The 19,382-nt window shown below is 38.7% G+C and carries 15 protein-coding genes; 9 read left to right on the forward strand and 6 right to left on the reverse strand.

The genetic code is table 11. The features are described from left to right. Nucleotides 1–86: 86 nt before the first annotated feature. Complete coding sequence (gene fsa, locus LCM02_RS15260; protein ID WP_224931930.1) at nucleotides 87–740, forward strand: fructose-6-phosphate aldolase; 654 nt, start codon at nucleotides 87–89, stop codon at nucleotides 738–740. Between the two features lie 167 nt (nucleotides 741–907). Continuing rightward, nucleotides 908–1,756: a carboxylesterase family protein gene (locus tag LCM02_RS15265; RefSeq protein WP_224931931.1), complete on the forward strand. Its 849-nt coding sequence runs from the start codon at nucleotides 908–910 to the stop codon at nucleotides 1,754–1,756. Between the two features lie 45 nt (nucleotides 1,757–1,801). Here the strand turns inward: LCM02_RS15265 and LCM02_RS15270 are convergent, their stop codons facing one another. The 4 genes from LCM02_RS15270 to LCM02_RS15285 form a co-directional block, all read right to left on the reverse strand. Continuing rightward, nucleotides 1,802–4,576: a T9SS type B sorting domain-containing protein gene (locus LCM02_RS15270; RefSeq protein WP_224931933.1), complete on the reverse strand. Its 2,775-nt coding sequence runs from the start codon at nucleotides 4,574–4,576 to the stop codon at nucleotides 1,802–1,804. Between the two features lie 94 nt (nucleotides 4,577–4,670). Beyond that, nucleotides 4,671–6,662, reverse strand: a complete 1,992-nt coding sequence (gene uvrB, locus LCM02_RS15275) for an excinuclease ABC subunit UvrB (RefSeq protein WP_224931935.1) — start codon at nucleotides 6,660–6,662, stop codon at nucleotides 4,671–4,673. Nucleotides 6,663–6,692: 30 nt separating this feature from the next. After that, complete coding sequence (locus tag LCM02_RS15280; RefSeq protein WP_224931937.1) at nucleotides 6,693–7,529, reverse strand: ABC transporter permease; 837 nt, start codon at nucleotides 7,527–7,529, stop codon at nucleotides 6,693–6,695. 22 nt (nucleotides 7,530–7,551) lie between these two features. After that, nucleotides 7,552–8,451: an ABC transporter ATP-binding protein gene (locus LCM02_RS15285; RefSeq protein WP_224931946.1), complete on the reverse strand. Its 900-nt coding sequence runs from the start codon at nucleotides 8,449–8,451 to the stop codon at nucleotides 7,552–7,554. Nucleotides 8,452–8,589: 138 nt separating this feature from the next. Here LCM02_RS15285 and LCM02_RS15290 point away from each other — a divergent pair, with 138 nt between their 5' ends. The 3 genes from LCM02_RS15290 to LCM02_RS15300 all read left to right on the forward strand — a co-directional run bounded on the left by LCM02_RS15290 (nucleotide 8,590) and on the right by LCM02_RS15300 (nucleotide 13,097). Then, nucleotides 8,590–9,654, forward strand: a complete 1,065-nt coding sequence (locus LCM02_RS15290; protein ID WP_224931948.1) for a hypothetical protein — start codon at nucleotides 8,590–8,592, stop codon at nucleotides 9,652–9,654. A gap of 42 nt (nucleotides 9,655–9,696) precedes the next feature. Further along, entirely contained in the window at nucleotides 9,697–10,821 is a 1,125-nt protein-coding gene (locus LCM02_RS15295; protein ID WP_224931950.1) for a helix-turn-helix domain-containing protein, read from the forward strand. Nucleotides 10,822–10,967: 146 nt separating this feature from the next. Next, on the forward strand, nucleotides 10,968–13,097 hold the full coding sequence (locus LCM02_RS15300; protein ID WP_224931952.1) for a DUF418 domain-containing protein: 2,130 nt from the start codon (nucleotides 10,968–10,970) through the stop codon (nucleotides 13,095–13,097). 100 nt (nucleotides 13,098–13,197) lie between these two features. On the opposite strand, the gene LCM02_RS15305 is transcribed toward LCM02_RS15300, so the two are convergent. Continuing rightward, the gene (locus LCM02_RS15305; protein WP_224931954.1) at nucleotides 13,198–13,701 is read right to left on the reverse strand and encodes a plasmid pRiA4b ORF-3 family protein; all 504 of its coding nucleotides are present in this window, start codon (nucleotides 13,699–13,701) and stop codon (nucleotides 13,198–13,200) included. Nucleotides 13,702–13,795: 94 nt separating this feature from the next. On the opposite strand from LCM02_RS15305, the gene LCM02_RS15310 reads away from it, so the two are divergent. The 4 genes from LCM02_RS15310 to menD all read left to right on the forward strand — a co-directional run bounded on the left by LCM02_RS15310 (nucleotide 13,796) and on the right by menD (nucleotide 18,042). Continuing rightward, nucleotides 13,796–14,212, forward strand: coding sequence for a PaaI family thioesterase (locus tag LCM02_RS15310; protein WP_224931956.1), 417 nt, complete (start codon nucleotides 13,796–13,798; stop codon nucleotides 14,210–14,212). Between the two features lie 8 nt (nucleotides 14,213–14,220). Then, nucleotides 14,221–15,087, forward strand: a complete 867-nt coding sequence (locus tag LCM02_RS15315; RefSeq protein ID WP_224931958.1) for an alpha/beta fold hydrolase — start codon at nucleotides 14,221–14,223, stop codon at nucleotides 15,085–15,087. After that, nucleotides 15,087–16,208 carry a chorismate-binding protein gene (locus LCM02_RS15320; RefSeq protein ID WP_224931960.1) on the forward strand — a complete coding sequence of 374 codons (1,122 nt, stop codon included), beginning with the start codon at nucleotides 15,087–15,089 and terminating at the stop codon, nucleotides 16,206–16,208. Before LCM02_RS15315 ends, LCM02_RS15320 begins: the two co-directional genes overlap by 1 nt. 118 nt (nucleotides 16,209–16,326) lie before the next feature. Further along, a complete protein-coding gene (gene menD, locus LCM02_RS15325) occupies nucleotides 16,327–18,042 on the forward strand; it encodes a 2-succinyl-5-enolpyruvyl-6-hydroxy-3-cyclohexene-1-carboxylic-acid synthase (protein WP_224931962.1) in 1,716 nt (571 codons plus the stop codon). Nucleotides 18,043–18,051: 9 nt separating this feature from the next. Here menD and LCM02_RS15330 read toward each other — a convergent pair whose 3' ends face one another. Beyond that, nucleotides 18,052–19,281, reverse strand: coding sequence for an alpha/beta hydrolase (locus LCM02_RS15330; RefSeq protein ID WP_224931964.1), 1,230 nt, complete (start codon nucleotides 19,279–19,281; stop codon nucleotides 18,052–18,054). Nucleotides 19,282–19,382 lie beyond the last annotated feature (101 nt).

Consider the following 19,382-nt stretch of genomic DNA (forward strand, 5'->3'; position numbering starts at 1 on the left):
GTGCCAGAAGGTCCTAAAAAATATCTGGTGATTTATTTTAAGAGGAATAAATTAAATTATATTTGCAAAAATTATAAATTAACCACATGAAATTTTTTATAGATACCGCAAACCTTGATCAGATTAAAGAAGCCCAAGCACTAGGCATTCTTGACGGAGTAACCACTAATCCATCTTTAATGGCAAAAGAAGGAATAACCGGGGCTGAAAATATCGTCAATCATTATAAGGCAATTTGTGATGTCGTGGAAGGTGACGTCAGTGCAGAAGTAATTGCAACGGACTTCGAGGGAATGGTCAGAGAAGGAGAAGCTCTAGCTGCTTTAAATCCTCAGATTGTTGTTAAACTTCCTATGATAGCGGATGGGGTTAAGGCTTGTAAATATTTTGCAGATAAGGGAATCAAAACCAATATGACATTGGTCTTTTCTGCGGGCCAGGCTCTTTTGGCTGCCAAAGCAGGTGCAACTTATGTATCTCCATTTATTGGAAGGCTGGATGATGTTTCTACGGATGGATTGGGATTGATCTCTGAAATTAGATTGATTTTTGATAATTACGGATATACTACGGAAATACTAGCCGCCTCTGTGCGACACACTATGCATATCATTGATTGTGCAAAAATTGGTGCCGATGTAATGACCGGCCCTTTAAGTGCTATTTCTGGGTTGTTGAAACATCCACTGACAGATATAGGCCTGGCTAAATTCCTGGCAGATTTCAAAAAGGGCAATTAAAAAATTATTACAGAATTAAAAAATGCCGAACCTCGTTTCAGACCGAGGAAGATTCTTTACCGGATAAGAAAAAAAAGTTGCAAGTCTTGCAACTTTTTTTTTTTTAACATCAATTATTTTGGGTTGCATTAAATTTATTTTAGATTTAACCAACTAAAATTATCAAGATGCAACAATTTATTTTAAAAACGAGGCCTTTTCTGGTCATTATTCTATTGATTTTATTCACTGGTTGCGGAGGGGATGATGACGGTCCCGGTCCCGGTCCCGGTCCTGGTCCCGGCCCTGACCCTGACGTGAGGACTGCTCAGGATGTCATAGACGACTTTAATAATTTGGAAATAACCGAAGGTAAAAATGACCTGGAACTGGAATCCTTACAGATAGGAGTTTTCTGGAAATTTCGATTGATTGTGCCTGAAGGAGCTTCAGCTACCAATAAAAGGCCATTGGTATTACGCCTTCATGGGGCGGCAAGATCCGGTTCACCGGATGCTCACCTTTCTACCGAATGTCTTGTAGAACCTGGCTTTGAAGGCAAGGATGTTTTTATCCTTAGCCCAAACAGTAACGGAATATTTTGGTATCAGGAACCAAATATCGTTCAGGTTCAGGCTTTGCTCGACCTGGTATCTTCAAGGTTTGATGTAGATAAAGACAGGGTTGTGTCAATGGGCTACAGCGACGGAGGTAACGGAAGCTGGTTTTTTGCGGAATTCAATTCTGTTTTATTTGGAGATCAATTCTCGGCCTCGATTCCGATGGCGAGTTCTTACAGGAACCCGCCAAGTGGTGGAGACGTCAGCAAGATCGATATTCCCGTATATGTGATTCACGGTACAGATGATGACCTGTTCCCAATAGAAACAACAAGAGGATTTGTTGACGAATACATTGCTGAAGGCTCTGACATAACTTTTGCCGAAGCAGAAGGACTTGTCCATAACGCTCCCTGTTCGTATGTTTCTTATTTGAGGGAAGCGGTTAACTGGCTGGAAACAGAAGTTTGGGATTAAATTAAGAATAAATATCAAAGTCAAAAGGTCGGTATATACCGACCTTTATTCATTACGCAGGAGGCTGAAGTGTTTGGTGTAGGTTGTGGAAATATTATCCGGATCTACAACAGTTATGGTAAACCAATAGTCATCAGAAGGAAGTCTTTTTCCGTTGTAGGTTCCATCCCAGTGACCATCAGGAGGAATCGAGGCCAGTAGTTTCCCAAATCGATTAAAGATCTGAATATTGGAATACTGAAAATCTACCGGATCAAGTCCTTTAACCTCCCATACATCGGTTTGCCCGTCATTATTAGGCGTAAAGTATTTTGGAAATCCAAAAACAAAGAATTTCTTCTCGACTAAATTGCATGTATTGAGATCTCGAACAAAGACGGAATAGGAATCCGGGGGTAAATTATCAAATCTTGGATTTTTCTGATAAGGACCGAATGGGTTTTCTAAAGAGAATTCAAAATCACCTTCTCTTTCCAGGATAACAGTGGCACTGTGGGTGCCTGTATTTTCCTCTAACTCAACCCTTTTCACAATAGGCGCTTCAACGGTATTTAATTTGATGCTTTTAACCGTGCTGCAGAGGGTAAGTTTGTCCGTTATAGTCAAATAGTATTCCCCTTCATTTCGCGCCTCGAGCTGATACGTTTTTTCTCCACTTAGCCATTCATAAGTATAATTCTGTTGCTCCGAAATATCTACCCCTCCATCGATAATAATCGGGAAATCATCCGCACAGATATCGTATTCTTCATCCAGATTTATCCTTGGTAATACCGGCATATCCAACTCAATCTGACCTATCCCGTAACAAATATTTTCATTTTCAATTCTTATATAGGCCATCAGAGGCGGGCCAATATGCAAGTCTTCAAAAGCATTATATCCAAGTGAGGCATTTTCCAAATTATCATGAAAACTTACCACAGTTGAGGGTAGCAATCCTAAATCAGTGATAATTCCGGATTTCAACGAGCCCAGGTCATATTCTGCCGTTCCATCCCCAAGGTTGCAACCATAGAGCTTCTCCTGTTCAAATTCGATCGATTTATTGGCCTTCAATACAAGTTCGGCTGTTGTGAAACAATCTGAACCTGATCTGTATACTTTTGCAAACAAAGGTTCACCGTAAACCGTATTCGTGTAAAAATTCGGAAGGGCCTTGATGTTTAAGGTATCCGAATTTAAAAGTTCAAGATCCTTGTAATAATAAACATCAACTTCATTTCCTCTGCCCATCGTAATGGGATCATTGGCAAGTTGTAAATTAAAGGTGGTAATTCCATCTTCAGAATCTTCATCTACGTCACACTCAATAAAATCATAAGGTTCATCCACAACCTCAGGAACACCTACTATTTCAATTTTCTTCTTTAGCGGCTTATTGGTGAATCCATTGAATTTAGTTGTCAGCGTAACCGTATACTCCCCAGGTTCCTGATAGCGATGGTATGGTTCCTCGTCGGTGCTGGTTGTTCCATCTCCAAAATCCCATACCAGCGTATCATAAGGATCCTCCGAAGTAATATAAAAATGGGTTTCATCACCAAAACAGAGGAACTCAAAATCAAAGGTTAAAATAAAAGCTGATGAAATAAAGGGAGGTAAGCCATAATTGGAATAAGTTCCGGGTAATAAGTTGACGCCAATGCTTTTATAAAGGACATCTCTTCCCTCTAATTCGGGCCTTTCAATTACGGCAAGACTCGATTCTCCGGTAAAAGAACCTACAAGCCTTTTGGCCCTGTATATACGGCCGTTTAATGCCAGCTGCAGACCTCCAGCAAGCAAGGTTCCTGAACTACTTATTTCAACCCTTGTAGATGCTACATTGGGGCTTTCGACATTAAACTGGTAGAGTTTACTTCCTGCAAACTGAACAACCCCTCTGTTCGTTTGATAAGTACTGGTTGTAATGTATAATTTTCGCGACTTAGGGGAGAATTCCACCCCGTAAGGATAGCTTCCGCTCAATAGTTGCTGACCATTCTGAGAAACTGTTCCTGAAGTATTGTCAAAATCGTATAGAAAAACTTTTCCAGAGGTTCTGTTCCTTGCTGTAGCACTGTGGGCAATAGCTACTTTTTTTCCATTGGGAGAAAGTTTTAAATATCCCGGTGCGGATCCGTTGGTCCGTATAGACTGACTTTCGTCCTCCCAGTCCACAATAGGAATGACATCGTTAACCCTGGACTGAACAGCAGACTCATTTATTCCGTTCTCATCGATTTCAAAGGCGTAAAAAGTGTCTACAAAAAAAGTCAAAACCCAAAATGAGTTTCCGTTGTCATGAATCGTTGCCGAAATTTTTTCAGTACACTTCCAAAAACTTTGTTCCGGATTGCTTTCATTATAGGTGATCAAATGCATATTCTTTGATCCCTCGATTACATCTCCATTTCCATTGTCCAGATTCATATCCACGATTGAATAATTCAGGCCTTCAGGAATGGTATTTGTAAGTTTTCTTTCAGGATTGTCAACCGTAAAAACATAGTAGATGTTCTTATCCCCGGGTTTCGGGACAATAATTGCCGACTGAGTACTGGAACTTCCACCGAAAAGTCCCGTACCGTTTGGCATAGGATCATGATTTCTGTTCCAGACAGTACTGCCATCCGTATAAAACAGAAGGGCTCCCTGATCATTGGAAATTGCCGCACATCCTTCCAGTGTTGCCAAAGATCCTTCTTGGGCAGTAGGTGTTTTTGTGCTAAAATTCAGCCCACCAAATTCCCCGAAAAACCAGTTGTTTGTCTCCTTCTGCCCATAGGAAAAGGAGAAAATAAAACTCAATAATATGATGAATAGTTTATTTTTCAAAGCAGTTTGATTTCTTGGTATAGTAGTGCAAGATAGTTAAAATTAATTCGTTTGATTTAAATTCGAGGTAACGAGAGGATGAAAATGTAATATCCTATTTAAGATGTAGTTGTAATTCTTTGATTTCATCCCTTATTTGGGCCGCAATAAGAAAATCAAGTGCTTTTGCCGCTTTTTCCATGTCTTTTCGTCTTTCCCTGATCCGCTTCTCAATTTCACTTTTACTCAAATACTGTATTTCATTTTCCGAAATTTTCTGATTGGCTTCCTCATACTGATACGTAGCCAGTTGATTTTTGGTCAGCGAATCATCAATGTTCTTTTTTATTTGCTGAGGAGAAATTCCATTTTCCTGGTTGTAAATGGACTGCTTTTCACGTCTTCTTTTTGTTTCATCTATGGTAAGCTGCATGCTACGGGTGATTTTATCGGCATACATGATGGCTTTCCCATTGACATTTCTCGCGGCTCTTCCTACGGTTTGAGTGAGTGAACGATGACTTCTGAGAAACCCTTCCTTATCGGCGTCCAGAATCGCAACAAGGGATACCTCCGGAAGGTCGAGGCCTTCTCTCAGTAAATTTACCCCGATAAGCACATCAAAAAGGCCTTTTCTAAGATCTGTCATGATTTCGATTCTCTCCAGGGTGTCCACATCAGAATGGATGTAGCGACATCGAATCTGAATTCGGGATAAATATTTTGTCAATTCTTCCGCCATTCTTTTAGTCAATGTTGTCACCAGGATCCTTTCGTCATTTTCAATACGCTGCTGAATCTCTTCAATAAGGTCATCAATTTGATTTTTGCTGGGTCGGACATCGATTTCAGGATCCAGTAGTCCCGTAGGACGAATTACCTGTTCTACAAAGACCCCCTCTGAATGCTGTAATTCATAGTCAGCCGGGGTGGCGCTGATATAGATAACCTGATTTTGAATGGCTTCGAATTCTTCAAATTTTAGAGGTCTGTTGTCCATAGCTGCAGGAAGCCTGAACCCATATTCAACTAGATTTTCTTTTCTCGATCTGTCACCTCCGTACATGGCATGTACCTGTGGAATGGTAACATGGCTTTCATCTACCAGCATGAGATAATCATTCGGAAAATAGTCAAGCAGGCAAAAGGGCCTTGTGCCGGCAGGTCTGCCGTCCAAATATCTAGAATAATTTTCGATACCACTGCAATAACCCAGCTCTCTGATCATCTCCAGGTCAAACTCCGTTCTTTCTTTTAACCTTTTGGCTTCCAAGGGCCTGCCTGAATCCTCAAAGAAGGCTACCTGCTTCATCAGGTCATCTTGAATCTGGTGTATAGCATTTTGCAAAACGTCAGGAGAGGTTACAAATAGGTTCGCAGGATAAATATTGAGTTTTTCAAATTCATCAATAATTTCTCCACTGATGAGGTTAAAACTTTCTATTTCCTCTATTTCATCCCCAAAAAAATGAACCCTGAACCCGTATTCTCCATAAGATGGATAGATAGTTATGGTGTCGCCTTTTACCTTAAAGGTGCCGCTTTTAACTTCTTCATCAGTTCTTGAATAAAGGCTTGTCACAAGTTGATGTAAAAAACGTGTTCTCGCAATCGTTTGCCCAACTTCAATTTCGATAACATTTTTTTTGAACTCAACCGGATTGCCAATACCATACAGGCAACTTACCGAGGCAACAACCAGTACATCTCTTCTCCCGGACAACAATGCTGAGGTTGTACTTAGTCGCATCCTTTCTATTTCATCGTTGATCGAAAGATCTTTTTCTATATAGAGTCCGGTTGTCGGAATAAATGCTTCGGGCTGGTAATAGTCATAATAAGATACAAAATATTCCACGGCATTATCAGGAAAAAACTGCTTGAATTCGGAATACAGCTGACCGGCCAGGGTTTTGTTGTGAGCCAGAACCAGGGTTGGTTTTTGCACTCTTTCAATGACGTTGGCAGCAGTAAATGTTTTACCTGATCCCGTTACCCCGAGAAGAACCTGGTATTTTTCATTATCCTGTATACCCTTTACCAACTCATTAATGGCGTTAGGCTGGTCCCCTGTGGGTTTGAAGTCTGAAACGATTTGAAATTGCATAATGCAAAAATAGGGTATTCAATTCACTAATTACAGGTCCCTGATTTTTAACAGGTAAAAAGAACCGTAAATGAAAATTGCGGTCCATCCAAGAACAATGGCTATCTCGTAAATTTGTATTCCATAATCCGTGCTGATGTCTTCGCCAATTTGATTGGCCAGCGTTTTAACAGCATTAAGTCTTGAAAAGGGTTCATCGATCAAATTCCACATCGCCTTCAACGGAGCAAACTGAAAAATATAATCTGCAACATCGGTTCCTTTAAACAGATTCCATTTAAAGATATTATAGCCAATAGTCTCTGCAAAGAACCAAACCAGCATGGCTCCAACAGCAAAAGCAGATCGTTTGATCAAAACCCCCAGGAATAAGCCGAATGAAAAGAAACCGGTCAATTTTACAAAAAAGGCAATAAGATATTCCAGATCAGAAAATATTATAGAAACTTCATTGTAATCGGAGTAGATCAAACCGAGAACCATGGAGACACCAAAAACAAAAAGTGTTGAAACAAAAGCGAACAATACCACCGTGTAGAATTTGCTCAGAACAAACTCTTTTTTACTCAGTCCGTCAATTAAATTTTGCTTCAGGGTCTTGTTGCTGTATTCATTGGCCATCATGGATACAATGACCAATAGCAAAAAGAATTTAAAGAAGGCGGCAATAAATGTATTGAAGTGCCAGATATAAGGGAAATTGAAAATTCCCTGCTCGGCGAGATGGAATTGAATAGGGCCTATATCAAATTTTATGGCGGCAATCAGGGCAATGGAGGTAAGAAGTGCGAAATACACAAAAATCAAGATCTTACTTGCCCTGCTGTTTTTTAATTTATGAATTTCTATGTTTAGTAGTCTTAACATGGTGCTTGTGGCTTTACCCTGATCAGTGGTTATTAGTTATGGTTAGGAATTGTTGTTCTAAAGTAGGTTTTCTTTTGACCAGATGAGAGAGAACAATCTTGTTTTTCATTAAGTACTGATTAATTTCTCCACCGGAGATTTCTTTATTGAGCTTGAGAAAAATTTTCCCTCCTTCTTCGCTGATGCTTTCTATCCCGTCGTAATCTTTTAAAATTTTGACAATAGCCTTTTCAGATCCGTAACATCCCAGCTCAATTACCCCATAGGAGGAGGTCATTTCATCAACGCGCCCCGAATATAATTTTATACCATTTCTGATCACAACAACATGCGTGCACACCTTTTCAACCTCGTCCAGGAGGTGTGAGGCAAGAAGTATTGTCGTGCCGTTTGCAGCAATGGTTTTAATGATACTTCTTATTTCATGAATTCCCTGAGGGTCGAGGCCATTCGTGGGTTCGTCAAGAATTAATATTTCAGGATCGTTCAATAAGGCTGAAGCGATGGCCAGCCTCTGTTTCATACCAAGAGAAAAGGTTTTAAACTTGCTGTTACGTCTCTCGTATAAATTTACCTCTTTTAATTTTTCATCAATTTTGTCAAAGGGTACACCTTTAATTTTACAAACCAGCTGAAGGTTTTGAGTTGCAGTCATGTACGGATAAAAATTGGGTCGCTCTATGATGGCGCCCACTTTTTTCAGTGCATCATGCGTTGACATATTTCCGTCAAACCAGCTGAAGGTGCCAGAGGTTTTGTTCACCACATTCAAAATGATTCCCAAGGTAGTAGACTTCCCGCTGCCATTAGGTCCGAGTATGCCATAAACATTACCTTTTTGAATGTCAAATGAAAGGTCATTGACCGCATGAATCCGACCAAATTTCTTATGAAGTTTGTTTAGTGATAATATAGTTTCCAAGCGCTGTTATTTTGGATGACATTAATTAGACGAGTCATCTCTCAAAATGTTACTCAAAAATAAAGCTCTATGCCGAAATGTTAGGTTCTGCGGCTAAAGTTTCTTAAATTCGTCAATGTCGGATTTAATTAATCTTGGATGATGAATGAGAAATTAATTTCTAAGAAAAAACCTACTTTTCCAATTAACGAGGAATTGTACAGTTACCTAAGTACCTATAACAGAAGTATAAAGATTCCAATTTTTTACGATGATCTTCTTCGATTTTCAGGTTCGGTGAATGTTTACGATAAATATGATAAGGATACCTTGTGGATACGAGTGTATTACCCTGAATTTGAGCAGAAAGAAATTGATTTGAGCCTGAAGCGCATGTATAATATATTGCATGGAGACGGAAGTGAGGAGATCTTGGAAAACCTAATGATAGATGAAATTGACTATTGTACTTTCGGTAATTCCAAACCTTTCAGAGTAAAGGTGAGAAACATATTAAATGATAATTACACCTACATTTATGTAAAAAAAGCAGATGCCTCAAGGGTTTACGGACTTGAGTTTGAGCATCTCCTGTCACCGAATCATTTAAACTTTTTAATTTATAAAGACACACTGATCGAAGAGCATGTTTTGGGAATTCCCGGAGACATGTTTATTGAGGAAAGCCTTGATTCAATCTCAAAAGCCGAAAAGCAAAGACTTTCAAAGGAGTTTGTCAAATTCAACGAACGATCCACCTTAAGATTGCTGGGGGATATGAGAGCATATAACTATGTCATCGTTCCAACCTATGATTTTGACCAGGTTCAGTATCGGATCAGGGCGATGGATTTTGACCAGCAAAGCTTTGAAGGCAAATTAAAAGTGTATCGTCCCCAATTCTTTAAAGATAATTTTGCCTTCGTTAAAATGGTGGAACAGAATCTGGGCAAGGAATCCGTGGAGCAGTATAAAAAAGAAGAGCGTTCCGCCCTGGCGAAAAGATTAAAAGCTACCGGAAACAGAATTCGTAGATTGATGGAATGCATGAAGAACGACCAGATTTCTACACCTGAAAACGTCGAGATGCTAAAAAAGGAACTTGTGGATTACACCCATGACAAAGATTTCAAAGAATGTAAAAACATGGGTGAGATCATTCAGGTAGTCTTTAATTTCGTTGTTAGGAACTACGAAAGTGTCAATGCCTATATTATTCGGTAAAACAATGGGATGGGTTTACTTATCATCTGCAATAATTGATTCATGGAATCTGTAATTAATACGATTGTATGGGCTGCCATTTTACAGGGCCTGTTACTTGGATTATTGTACATCTTTTCAAAACGGCACCGAAGTCTGGCCAATAAGTTACTCGGCTTTTTTCTGTTATGTTTCGTTATGGAAGCCTTAACCATGTGGATTCCCTATAATTATGTAGCAGACTATAGCATCGGGCAATATTTTGATTTACCCGAGGTAAAATTATTTTTTCCGGTTTTATTCCTGCACTATGTTCTTGAAAAAATTGGGAAAACCAAAAAATTCATTCGATTTCTTGTTTTTCATTATATCCTTGCCACAATGATCTCGTTCCTGACGGTGATCAACCTTATTATCTTTTTGGCAACAGGAAATTCCTTACATGACTATTTTTCCTGGGATACGATTTCCACCACTTTTATGACGAATCAATATTACGCCTTTTTTCTTACGATTGTTGTTTTTGTGATCGCGGTGGTTGAAGTTTTGCATTACAAAGACGAGATAAAAAATCAGTATTCCGACCTCGGTATGCTTCAGATCAGATGGTTATGGCAATTTATTTTTAGTTTGACCCCTATCATAGCCATGTGGGGACTTGAATTGTTGAGAATTGCTTTGGGAGGATCCGGAATGTCTCCCTTTGTTCTCTGGACCTGGGCATTTATAATTTTATTCATCTATTTTGTCAGTTTTATTGCCTTTCAACAAAAGAATCTATTTGATGGTGCCCCTCAACTTATTATTGATAAGGAATTTTCATCTGTGGAAAATCAAGATCAGAATAAAAAGGACCTTACATCAATGCGTGCAACCATCGAAGATGGAATGAACCTGAATAAATATTATCTCGATCAGGACCTTACACTTTATGATCTTTCCAAGGAGATGGGAATCTCCTCTCGCGCCATATCCAATTGCATTAATAAAGAATTAGGGATAAATTTTAATGAATGGGTCAATAATTACAGGGTGGATGCCGCCCTGAAATTGTTAGAGGACCCGGATAAAATCAATTTTTCCATTGAAGGAATTGGTGAGGATTCAGGTTTTAAATCGCGTTCGGCCATGTATGCCGCCTTCAAGAAAAAAACAGGATTTTCGCCAGGGCATTACCGAAGGTCCTGACTTACCTTGTCCTGAATCGTGTAATTTGACCACAATCTTGTCCTGAATACTGATTCAGGGACAACAGGTCCCCTCCAAAACTGACATACTGAAATAATTTTGAGTCTATGATATAAATGAATTAAAAAACAATTAAATCTAATATCATGGAATTTAAAGCCTCTACTAAAAAAAACAGAATTGAAGTTGTTGATGCTCTTCGTGGATTTGCGATACTTGGAGTATTAATTGCGAATGTGCCTTTCAGCATGGCGGAATCTGTTCAAACCGCACTTGACCCAACCCTTAATTTTTTATACCATCTCTTAATTGATAAAAAGTTCATCAGTATATTTTCCATGCTTTTCGGTTTTGGCTTTTATATTCAGATGACCCGAGCTAAAGAGAACAATGTAGGATTCGTCTCATATTTTATCAAAAGAATGGTACTTCTTTTTATTATCGGGTCCATACACTGTTTTGTATTTTGGAACGGGGATATTATTATGTCTTACGCAGTTGGAGGATTGTTGCTTCTCGGCATCAGAAAATTATCAAATAAATGGTTGTTCGTTCTTGCCCTATTCTTTAACGTGATTCTTACGGGAGTCATTTTTATCGGAAATTCGGCACTGGGATGGGCCACTTATGATTATGATTTTGCCATTGCGGCAGAGCAACCTCTTACACAATCTATGTTCCGGTATTTGGAGATCAACTGGATCACTGCCCCGTGGAATAATTTTTTGAACGATATGCCCTTGACACTTTCGTTTACTTTTGGAAACATGCTGATCGGGGTGCTTCTTGGAAGAACTGGATTTTTCCTGTTGCCTGAAAGGTTTAGAAAAGCAACAAACTGGCTTATTATTCTGGGATTGACCATCGGGATTGCCTCGAGTTATGTTCTTCATTTAGTCTTTAGTGGTAATCTTGAACTGGACATACCTCTTTTATGGGTCCCTTTCGCCATCGTGGCAGGAATGCTGCTTCAAAGTATGGCCTATATTTCAATTTTCCTGCGATTGTACAGGTCAAATTTATTTGGAAAAAGACTTGGGTTTTTTAATCCCGTAGGCAAAACAGCCTTGACAAACTACTTGATGCAGTCCGTATTTTATATTGTGGTATTTTTCCATTTCTTTCCAGGATTGCACCTATATGAAAATATCACAATTGGAGAAACCTACTTGATTGCTTTTGTCTTTTTTGGATTGCAGTCCTGGATCAGTTCGCAATGGTTAAAAAGGTTTAAACAGGGGCCATTTGAATACCTTTGGAAGAAGTTGAGTTACAGCAACCTCAGTACCATGAAAATAAATCAAAAAACCAGAGAAAAGAAGGTTAAAACCATCCTGATGATCCTTCTGATTTTATCCGGAGTCTTAAGTGGTAACGCTCAAAACAGAATCGCTTCTAAGGTATTGTTTCAAAGCGGTGAAGAAACCATTGAAGGTATACTTGTGCGTCCTAATTTAGATAATAATACTCCAGCTGTAGTTTTTCAGCAAGGATCCGGCCCTCATGCTTTTGATGGTTATGAGACTGAAGCCTGGGGCCCTCATAAATATTATATTGAAGATGTATTACTGGAGCTAGGCTATGCGGTTTTGTATTGCAATAAAAGAGGATTGGGAAATTCAACCGGAAACTGGAGGCAAAACGATTTTTACGGCAGGGCAAAAGACGCCTATGCAGGAGTTCAATTTTTAAGAACATTACCTTTTATCGATGGTTCGAGAATTGGAATTTCGGGCCATAGCCAAGGGGGATGGATCTCTCAGATTGTTGCCTCACAGCATCCCGATATTGCTTTTGTGATTTCTTTGGCGGGTCCCACCACAGGTGTTCAGGCACAGGTTGATGATAATGATCGGTCAAGATTTATTTGCGAGGGATACTCTGGTGAAAAGCTGGAGAGAAAAGTTGAAAAAAGAAAAAAATCTTTAATCAAGTCAGCAAATCTTGGAAAAAAATCCGGTTTGATAGGAGCTGCCAAACACTGGTATCTGATCAGTGATTATGAAAACGAAAAAGAATTAAAGAACCTGACTTGTCCCACCTTATTTTTATTTGGAGAATTTGATATTAATGTGGACCCTGAAATCAATATTAATCATCTTAAAAAAGTATACAACAATCAGGTGCCAAAAAACATTACCTATAAGACAATGCCCGGCGGAAATCATGGGTTTTACAAAGTAGAAAACAAGTGTGTGGATTGGGACAGTGCTACAAAGAATGACTTTGATCCTGAATTTCAAAATGAGATTCGTAAATGGGTATTATCACTTTAGAGAGATGATTCAAACTGCCGGTTAGGCAAAATAGTTAGACACGAAAAAGGCCTGATAAACAGGCCTTTTTTTCAATATATTGAATTGTGCTGGAAAATTCTTAATTGTAGCTGAAATCTCCATAGTCTTCGTCAAAACCTTCCTGTTCCTCTCCGGAGAGATCATCAAGGGAAAGGTCTTCACTCTCAAATTGAATTTCAGGGGCATTACTGGGTACTACCCCAAGTGAGAAAAGAAGGGCAGGAAGTTCCATATTACTATGGTCAAATTCGGTTTCTATCAGTTCCACATAAAATGACCACATATTGAAAAAGTCATAGACATAGATCATTTTATCATTTGCCTCCCTCAGCACTTCTTCCAGTTTGATCTCGCTCATTTGAATTTTTCTCTCGGCTCCTTCTCCCATGTCAAAAAGGGGATGTTCTTCACCCTGAATCCAAGTTTCATCGGATCTGTAAAATGAAGCCATTTGATCACCGGTGAATCCAAAGGAGTTAGTTATCGAATTATGAAGGTCCTCAAGTGAAGAACCAGAATCGATAGCAATATCCCTTATTGCATCTTCTTCGGTATTTAGAATAACTCTAATTTTATATACCATCACTACCTTGTCTAAATTTTTTGCAAAAATACTACTTTAATCCAAATGTCTTACTTTTACCTTGTTAAAAGAATCCATATTTTTCAAAAATTAAATGAATCCTAAAAAAGTTTTAGAAAAGCTCAACACCTATAATAAAAACACCTTAATGGAAACCCTGGATATTAAGTACACAGAGGTGGGTGAGAACTATCTCGTGGCAAGTATGCCTGTTAATGATAGGGTTCATCAGCCCATGGGGCTTTTGCATGGTGGAGCCTCGGTGGCTTTAGCGGAAAGTGTTGGTAGTGCGGCATCTTTGCATTTTTTGGATCCTACAAAAGGAGAAGTCAGAGGAATAGAGATTTCAGCAAACCATATCAGAAGTGTCAGACAAGGGATGGTCTATGCAAAGGCCAAATTAACACACAAGGGAAGAACCACCCTATTATGGGAGATAAGGATAACGGACGAAAGGGATCGATTGATTTCTGTTTGTAAACTTACCTGCATCGTGCTTCAAAAAGACTAAACTGGAAGATGTCAGGAAGAACAATAAAAAGAATTCTAAAAATATTAGGCGGAATATTTGTTGTTCTTTTGATAACTTTTTACTTGTTGGTTCACTATTTTATAAGACCAAAATCCGACGAAACGGTTCTTAATACCTTTAAAGAAGTAAACCTTGATCCTGCTTTGAATTATATTGATTTCAAAGGGGAAAAGGTTAGGGTAATCCAAATGAAACGCATCCTTGACAGCAAACTGCCCACCCTGGTTTTTGTTCACGGTTCTCCAGGATCATTTATGGACTTTAAACGCTATTTGTCAGATTTTACTCTAAACAACAAAGCCAATATGATTGCGTATGACAGAATTGGTTACGGAGCCAATAATGAGGGTAAGGTATTGAAAAGCCTGGAGGAGGAAATGGCTGTTTTGGATAAGGTTTTAAAGAGTTTCAACTTGTCTGATGTTGTTTTGATCGGTTATTCATACGGAGGGACCTTAATCATGGCCGCTGACAAGAATTACAGGAGCAAAATAGCACTGGCCCCTTCGGTCAGAGGTGATCTGGAGCCCATGTTCTGGTTGATGAATTTATCTCGATGGAAATTGAGTAGGCCTTTTCTTCCCAAGGTTTTGCTCGCTGCAAGTTCAGAAAAGTTCAGACATGTGGATGAGTTGCCGCTGTTTCATGATCGATGGGAAATAAGTTCGAGCAAAGTATTGGCTATTCACGGCGAGAAAGACAGAATAGTACCCTTTGGAAATTCGATTTATTTGAGAGATAACTTCGAAAAAGAAAAATTTACGCTTATTCCGATCAAGCAAGGGAATCATTCCTTAATTTGGACTAATTTTGATCTGATAAAGGATGAGATTATAAAAAGTTTAGAAGATTGATGGATATTAAGGGATTGATGAAAAAAATTCTGGAGGCTCAGGAAAATCAGCTGCCATTTACTGTTTTTCGATATCCGGAATCAAATCAGGTTTTTGCCTACGTCCAGCACAGCGATGACCTTTTTTTTACCAAGGATTTTGAAGCATCAGGCTTTGTAATGGCTCCATTTGATTTATGCGATAATACGGTCATCTTCCCGCAGGGAAAAAGTGATCAATACAATGCTTCATTTGATAACCTTGACCTCTTAGTTGATCCCAATGATACTTCAACTGATGTGAGCTCTTTACATCCTGATACTGATATTACTGAGAATGAAAAAATGGTTCACCTTAGTCTGGTGAGGAAGGCCATTACAAAAATTCGGACAGGTGAATGTCAAAAAATTGTAGTTTCCAGAAAGGAAGAATTAGAAGTAGTTGAATTCGATATTCCTAAACTTCTTAAAAGATTGATTTTAACATATCCTTCGGCAATGGTTTACGTCTGGTTTCACCCAAAAGTGGGATTATGGGCGGGAGCCACACCAGAAACTTTTTTACTCACTGAGGGAAACAATTTTAAAACAATGTCACTGGCTGGCACCCAGAAATACGAAGGAAATATTGATGTACGTTGGGGACCCAAAGAAATTGAGGAGCAAAGAATTGTTACACGACATATTGAAAATGTATTACATGACCTGTCAGTTGAGAGTGGAGAAACATATACGGTCAGGGCAGGAAATTTGCTGCATTTATGCAATGAAATAAAAGGAGAATTTGGAAATGATCTGCATCTCAGGGTATTGATAGACAGATTACACCCTACGCCTGCAGTATGTGGTTTGCCAAGGACAGAGGCAATGGATTTTATCCGATCGGAAGAGAATTACAAAAGGGATTTCTATACAGGTTTCCTTGGAGAGATAAACAAAAAAAAGGATGTTTCGAATGGAATGGATACGAATGCCACTGAGGTTTCAAAGTTATTTGTGAATTTGAGATGCATGCAAATCAGTGAGAAGAATAATGTCACTGCAACACTTTACATAGGGGGTGGAATAACGGATCAGAGCGATCCGGATTTAGAATGGCTTGAAACAGTTCAAAAAGGCCTTGTGATGAAGTCAGTATTATAAGCATGAGCCAATTTTTTAAAGGCTTTTAATTAATTTTTCACCATTTTTTTATCTCTGAAAAACGATTTAGGAATCAAGAAAATTGACGTATTTTTGTAGGGAAACTTTAAAAGTATAAATGCCTAAGTACCCGAAAAAGAAACTTGCCCAATTGATAATTCAGGCATGTGTACAAAATGACATTGAACAGGTTGTTATTTCTCCAGGTTCAAGAAATGCTCCATTAACATTAGGTTTTGTAAATCATCCCGAGGTCAATACCTTTAGCATTGTAGATGAAAGATGCGCTGCCTTTTTTGCCTTAGGAATTGCGCAGAAAAGGAGAAAAACTGTTGCGATTCTATGTACTTCAGGATCGGCCCTTTTAAATTATTACCCAGCCATTGCAGAAGCATATTACAGCAGGATTCCTTTGTTGATTATTTCAGCTGACCGTCCAAAAAGGCTTATTGATATTGGAGATGGACAAACTATAAGGCAGGAAGGGGTTTTTGGACACCATATTTTTTATCAGGCGGGTTTGGAGGAGCCAGAAGAATATCAGAATGAATCCGCTTCAATGGATATTTTGGCAGAAAACGCTGTAAAGATCAAGGAAGCTTTGAAAATTGCCCAGGCAGAGCAAGGCCCCGTGCATTTGAATGTTCCTTTGGACGAACCTCTGTATGAAACCTCGGAATCGCTGAAAGAGTTTAAGCATTTACTTGTAGAAGAAGAGACCGGAGATAAAAATTCCTTGCTAGATGAGGTTCCCTTGAGCGTAGAAGCGTTGGAAGAATTTTCTAATATCTGGAATAACTCTTCCAAAAAGCTGGTTCTTGTGGGATGTAGTGACCCTGATGAGCTCTTGCAAACTCAGATTTCGCATTTGGTCAAGGACCCATCGGTTGTCGTTCTTACTGAGACAACTTCTAACTTAAGAAATCCTTTATTCATAAATAATATAGATCAACTTATATTCCCGCTGGAGGGGTATGAATTTGAGAAGTTTCAGCCTGAGATATTATTGACGCTTGGAGGAATGGTAGTTTCGAAAAAAGTCAAGCAGTTACTGAGAAATTACAAACCTGATCATCACTGGCATGTAGACGGTAGACAAGCTCTTGATACCTTTTTGTGCCTGACTCATCATTTTAAAATTTCTCCTCAGCTTTTTTTCAGTCAGTTTTTCTTTTTGACGAAAAATAAAGAAAGTGACTTTCAAAACAAATGGCTTGAGTTAAAGAAGAAGCGAAAAGAATTACACGCAAAGTTTTTGGATGATGCTCCCTATTCCGATCTAAAGGTTTTTGAAAAGGTTTTTGATAGCCTTCCCTTTGGAACAAATTTACAATTGTCGAACAGTTCCATTATCAGATACAGTCAGTTATTTGATTTTGACTCTGATAAAAGTATTTTCTGCAACCGGGGGGCGAGTGGTATTGACGGAAGTACTTCAACTGCATTAGGATCAGCCATCGTAACTGAGGAACAAACCGTTTTTATAACGGGTGATATCAGTTTTTTTTACGATAGTAATGCTTTGTGGAACAACTATATACCGCGTAATTTCAGAATCATAGTGATCAATAACGGGGGAGGAGGAATTTTTAAGATTATTCCGGGCCCAAAGGCTTCAGGTGCTTTGGACTACTTTGAAACCACACATAGTCTGAATGCTTCTAAATTATGCGAAATGTTCGAATTCAGCTATTATTCAGCTCATACAACAGATGAACTGGAAGCTGTCCTTCAGGATTTTTATGGACCCTCAGATAAACCTTCTTTACTCGAAATCTTTACTTTCAAAGAAGATAACGATTCAGTACTCAGGACTTATTTTAAAAGTATATAGGTCTTCTAATTACAGGCCTTGTTCTGAAGAATCAGGTTCAGATTCATCGATGATTTCTTCTTCTGTAGTATAACCAAGTCGTTCCGCTCTTTGTTTTTCAAGTACCCTTTCAATATTGGCGTAGTAACCATCTGAGTTAGGATTGTCTGAACCAATTTTAGCGTAACCGTTCTTATAGTGCTTGAGTGCCTTTTTATACTGGTATCCAGTTTCATAGTAGAGCCCAATATAATAATCTCCAAGAGGACTGTCAGGATAGAGACGCATGATCATTTTTCCAAATTCTTCCAGGTAATCCCCATTCATTTTGTCAATTATGATAGGTTCTATTTTGTAAATATCCTTCTCTCTGATTTTTACATTAGAACCATATAGGTATTCTATTTCCACATATTTACGTTCTAAAAATTCGATGGCATCGCCTGGATCCATGTCGGCAATTTCCGTATCGAATTCTTCCTTGGTAATTGCTGCGAACTGCTTGAAGGTAAATGCGATTGCACTGGCCGAAGCCTGACCTATTGACGCTGTTTTACTCGAATTTGAGAAATCGTCATAATGGTATTTGAAATTTGGATTTTCAGATAAGCTTAAAAGATTATTCGTATTGTTGATGCCTGCCGTACGCTTTTCAGTGTTGAAATCGCCTCCACTCAAATAATAAAAATATTGTGTGATGAGACTCTGGCTTTTAAGCTCCAGCTTCTGATGCATTTCTGGTGCATAACTTGGATTTATGTTGATATAGGCGTTGAACACCGGAGATTCCTCAAAAAAGAAATAATTGATAAAATTTGCTGTCAACGTATTTCCAACGATGGTCTTGAACAATGAGGTGGGATAGTTGTTGTCAATATAAGGGAGTAATTCATCCCGGACGAATCCATAAAATTTTGAGCTTTCCTGATTAGGAAGACCCGTATCTTCACTGTAATCGCAATCCGAATAGCGTTCTTCATTCTGGTTCTGGTATATTCCTACAACGATTTGCTCAGGAGCTTTATCTCTTGCCGCAAAAAGTTTAGAATTCGCAACATAAACATCAAATAAATATTCTGCGTCAAAAATCACAGCAACCGGGTAGGTGTTTTTGTCGTCCTCAGCGTATGATTCCGGAACATAAATTTTTAAAATTCGTTCTTCATTCAAATGGAAAGAATTGAATTTTTTGTAAACAATACTATTCTGCCCCTTCACAGCAAACGAAAATAAAAACAGGATAAGAACTAAATTTCTCATAGGAAATGTTTTAAATGGTGTTTTACAGCATGACAAAAACGATTAACAAGAAGCTTAATCTCTAAACTTTTGTTAATTTCGCTCTGTTTATTTATTTACCC

The organism is Lutimonas saemankumensis (assembly GCF_020171465.1).
Classification (GTDB): domain Bacteria; phylum Bacteroidota; class Bacteroidia; order Flavobacteriales; family Flavobacteriaceae; genus Lutimonas; species Lutimonas saemankumensis.

What these genes read in the sequence shown, in the direction of transcription:
- fsa (WP_224931930.1), top strand. Translation starts at nt 87, where the DNA reads ATGAAATTTTTTATAGATACCGCAAACCTTGATCAGATTAAAGAAGCC.
- LCM02_RS15265 (WP_224931931.1), top strand. Translation starts at nt 908, where the DNA reads ATGCAACAATTTATTTTAAAAACGAGGCCTTTTCTGGTCATTATTCTA.
- uvrB (WP_224931935.1), bottom strand. Translation starts at nt 6,662, where the DNA reads ATGCAATTTCAAATCGTTTCAGACTTCAAACCCACAGGGGACCAGCCT.
- LCM02_RS15280 (WP_224931937.1), bottom strand. Translation starts at nt 7,529, where the DNA reads ATGTTAAGACTACTAAACATAGAAATTCATAAATTAAAAAACAGCAGG.
- LCM02_RS15290 (WP_224931948.1), top strand. Translation starts at nt 8,590, where the DNA reads ATGATGAATGAGAAATTAATTTCTAAGAAAAAACCTACTTTTCCAATT.
- LCM02_RS15295 (WP_224931950.1), top strand. Translation starts at nt 9,697, where the DNA reads ATGGAATCTGTAATTAATACGATTGTATGGGCTGCCATTTTACAGGGC.
- LCM02_RS15300 (WP_224931952.1), top strand. Translation starts at nt 10,968, where the DNA reads ATGGAATTTAAAGCCTCTACTAAAAAAAACAGAATTGAAGTTGTTGAT.
- LCM02_RS15305 (WP_224931954.1), bottom strand. Translation starts at nt 13,701, where the DNA reads ATGGTATATAAAATTAGAGTTATTCTAAATACCGAAGAAGATGCAATA.
- LCM02_RS15310 (WP_224931956.1), top strand. Translation starts at nt 13,796, where the DNA reads ATGAATCCTAAAAAAGTTTTAGAAAAGCTCAACACCTATAATAAAAAC.
- LCM02_RS15315 (WP_224931958.1), top strand. Translation starts at nt 14,221, where the DNA reads ATGTCAGGAAGAACAATAAAAAGAATTCTAAAAATATTAGGCGGAATA.
- LCM02_RS15320 (WP_224931960.1), top strand. Translation starts at nt 15,087, where the DNA reads ATGGATATTAAGGGATTGATGAAAAAAATTCTGGAGGCTCAGGAAAAT.
- menD (WP_224931962.1), top strand. Translation starts at nt 16,327, where the DNA reads ATGCCTAAGTACCCGAAAAAGAAACTTGCCCAATTGATAATTCAGGCA.
- LCM02_RS15330 (WP_224931964.1), bottom strand. Translation starts at nt 19,281, where the DNA reads ATGAGAAATTTAGTTCTTATCCTGTTTTTATTTTCGTTTGCTGTGAAG.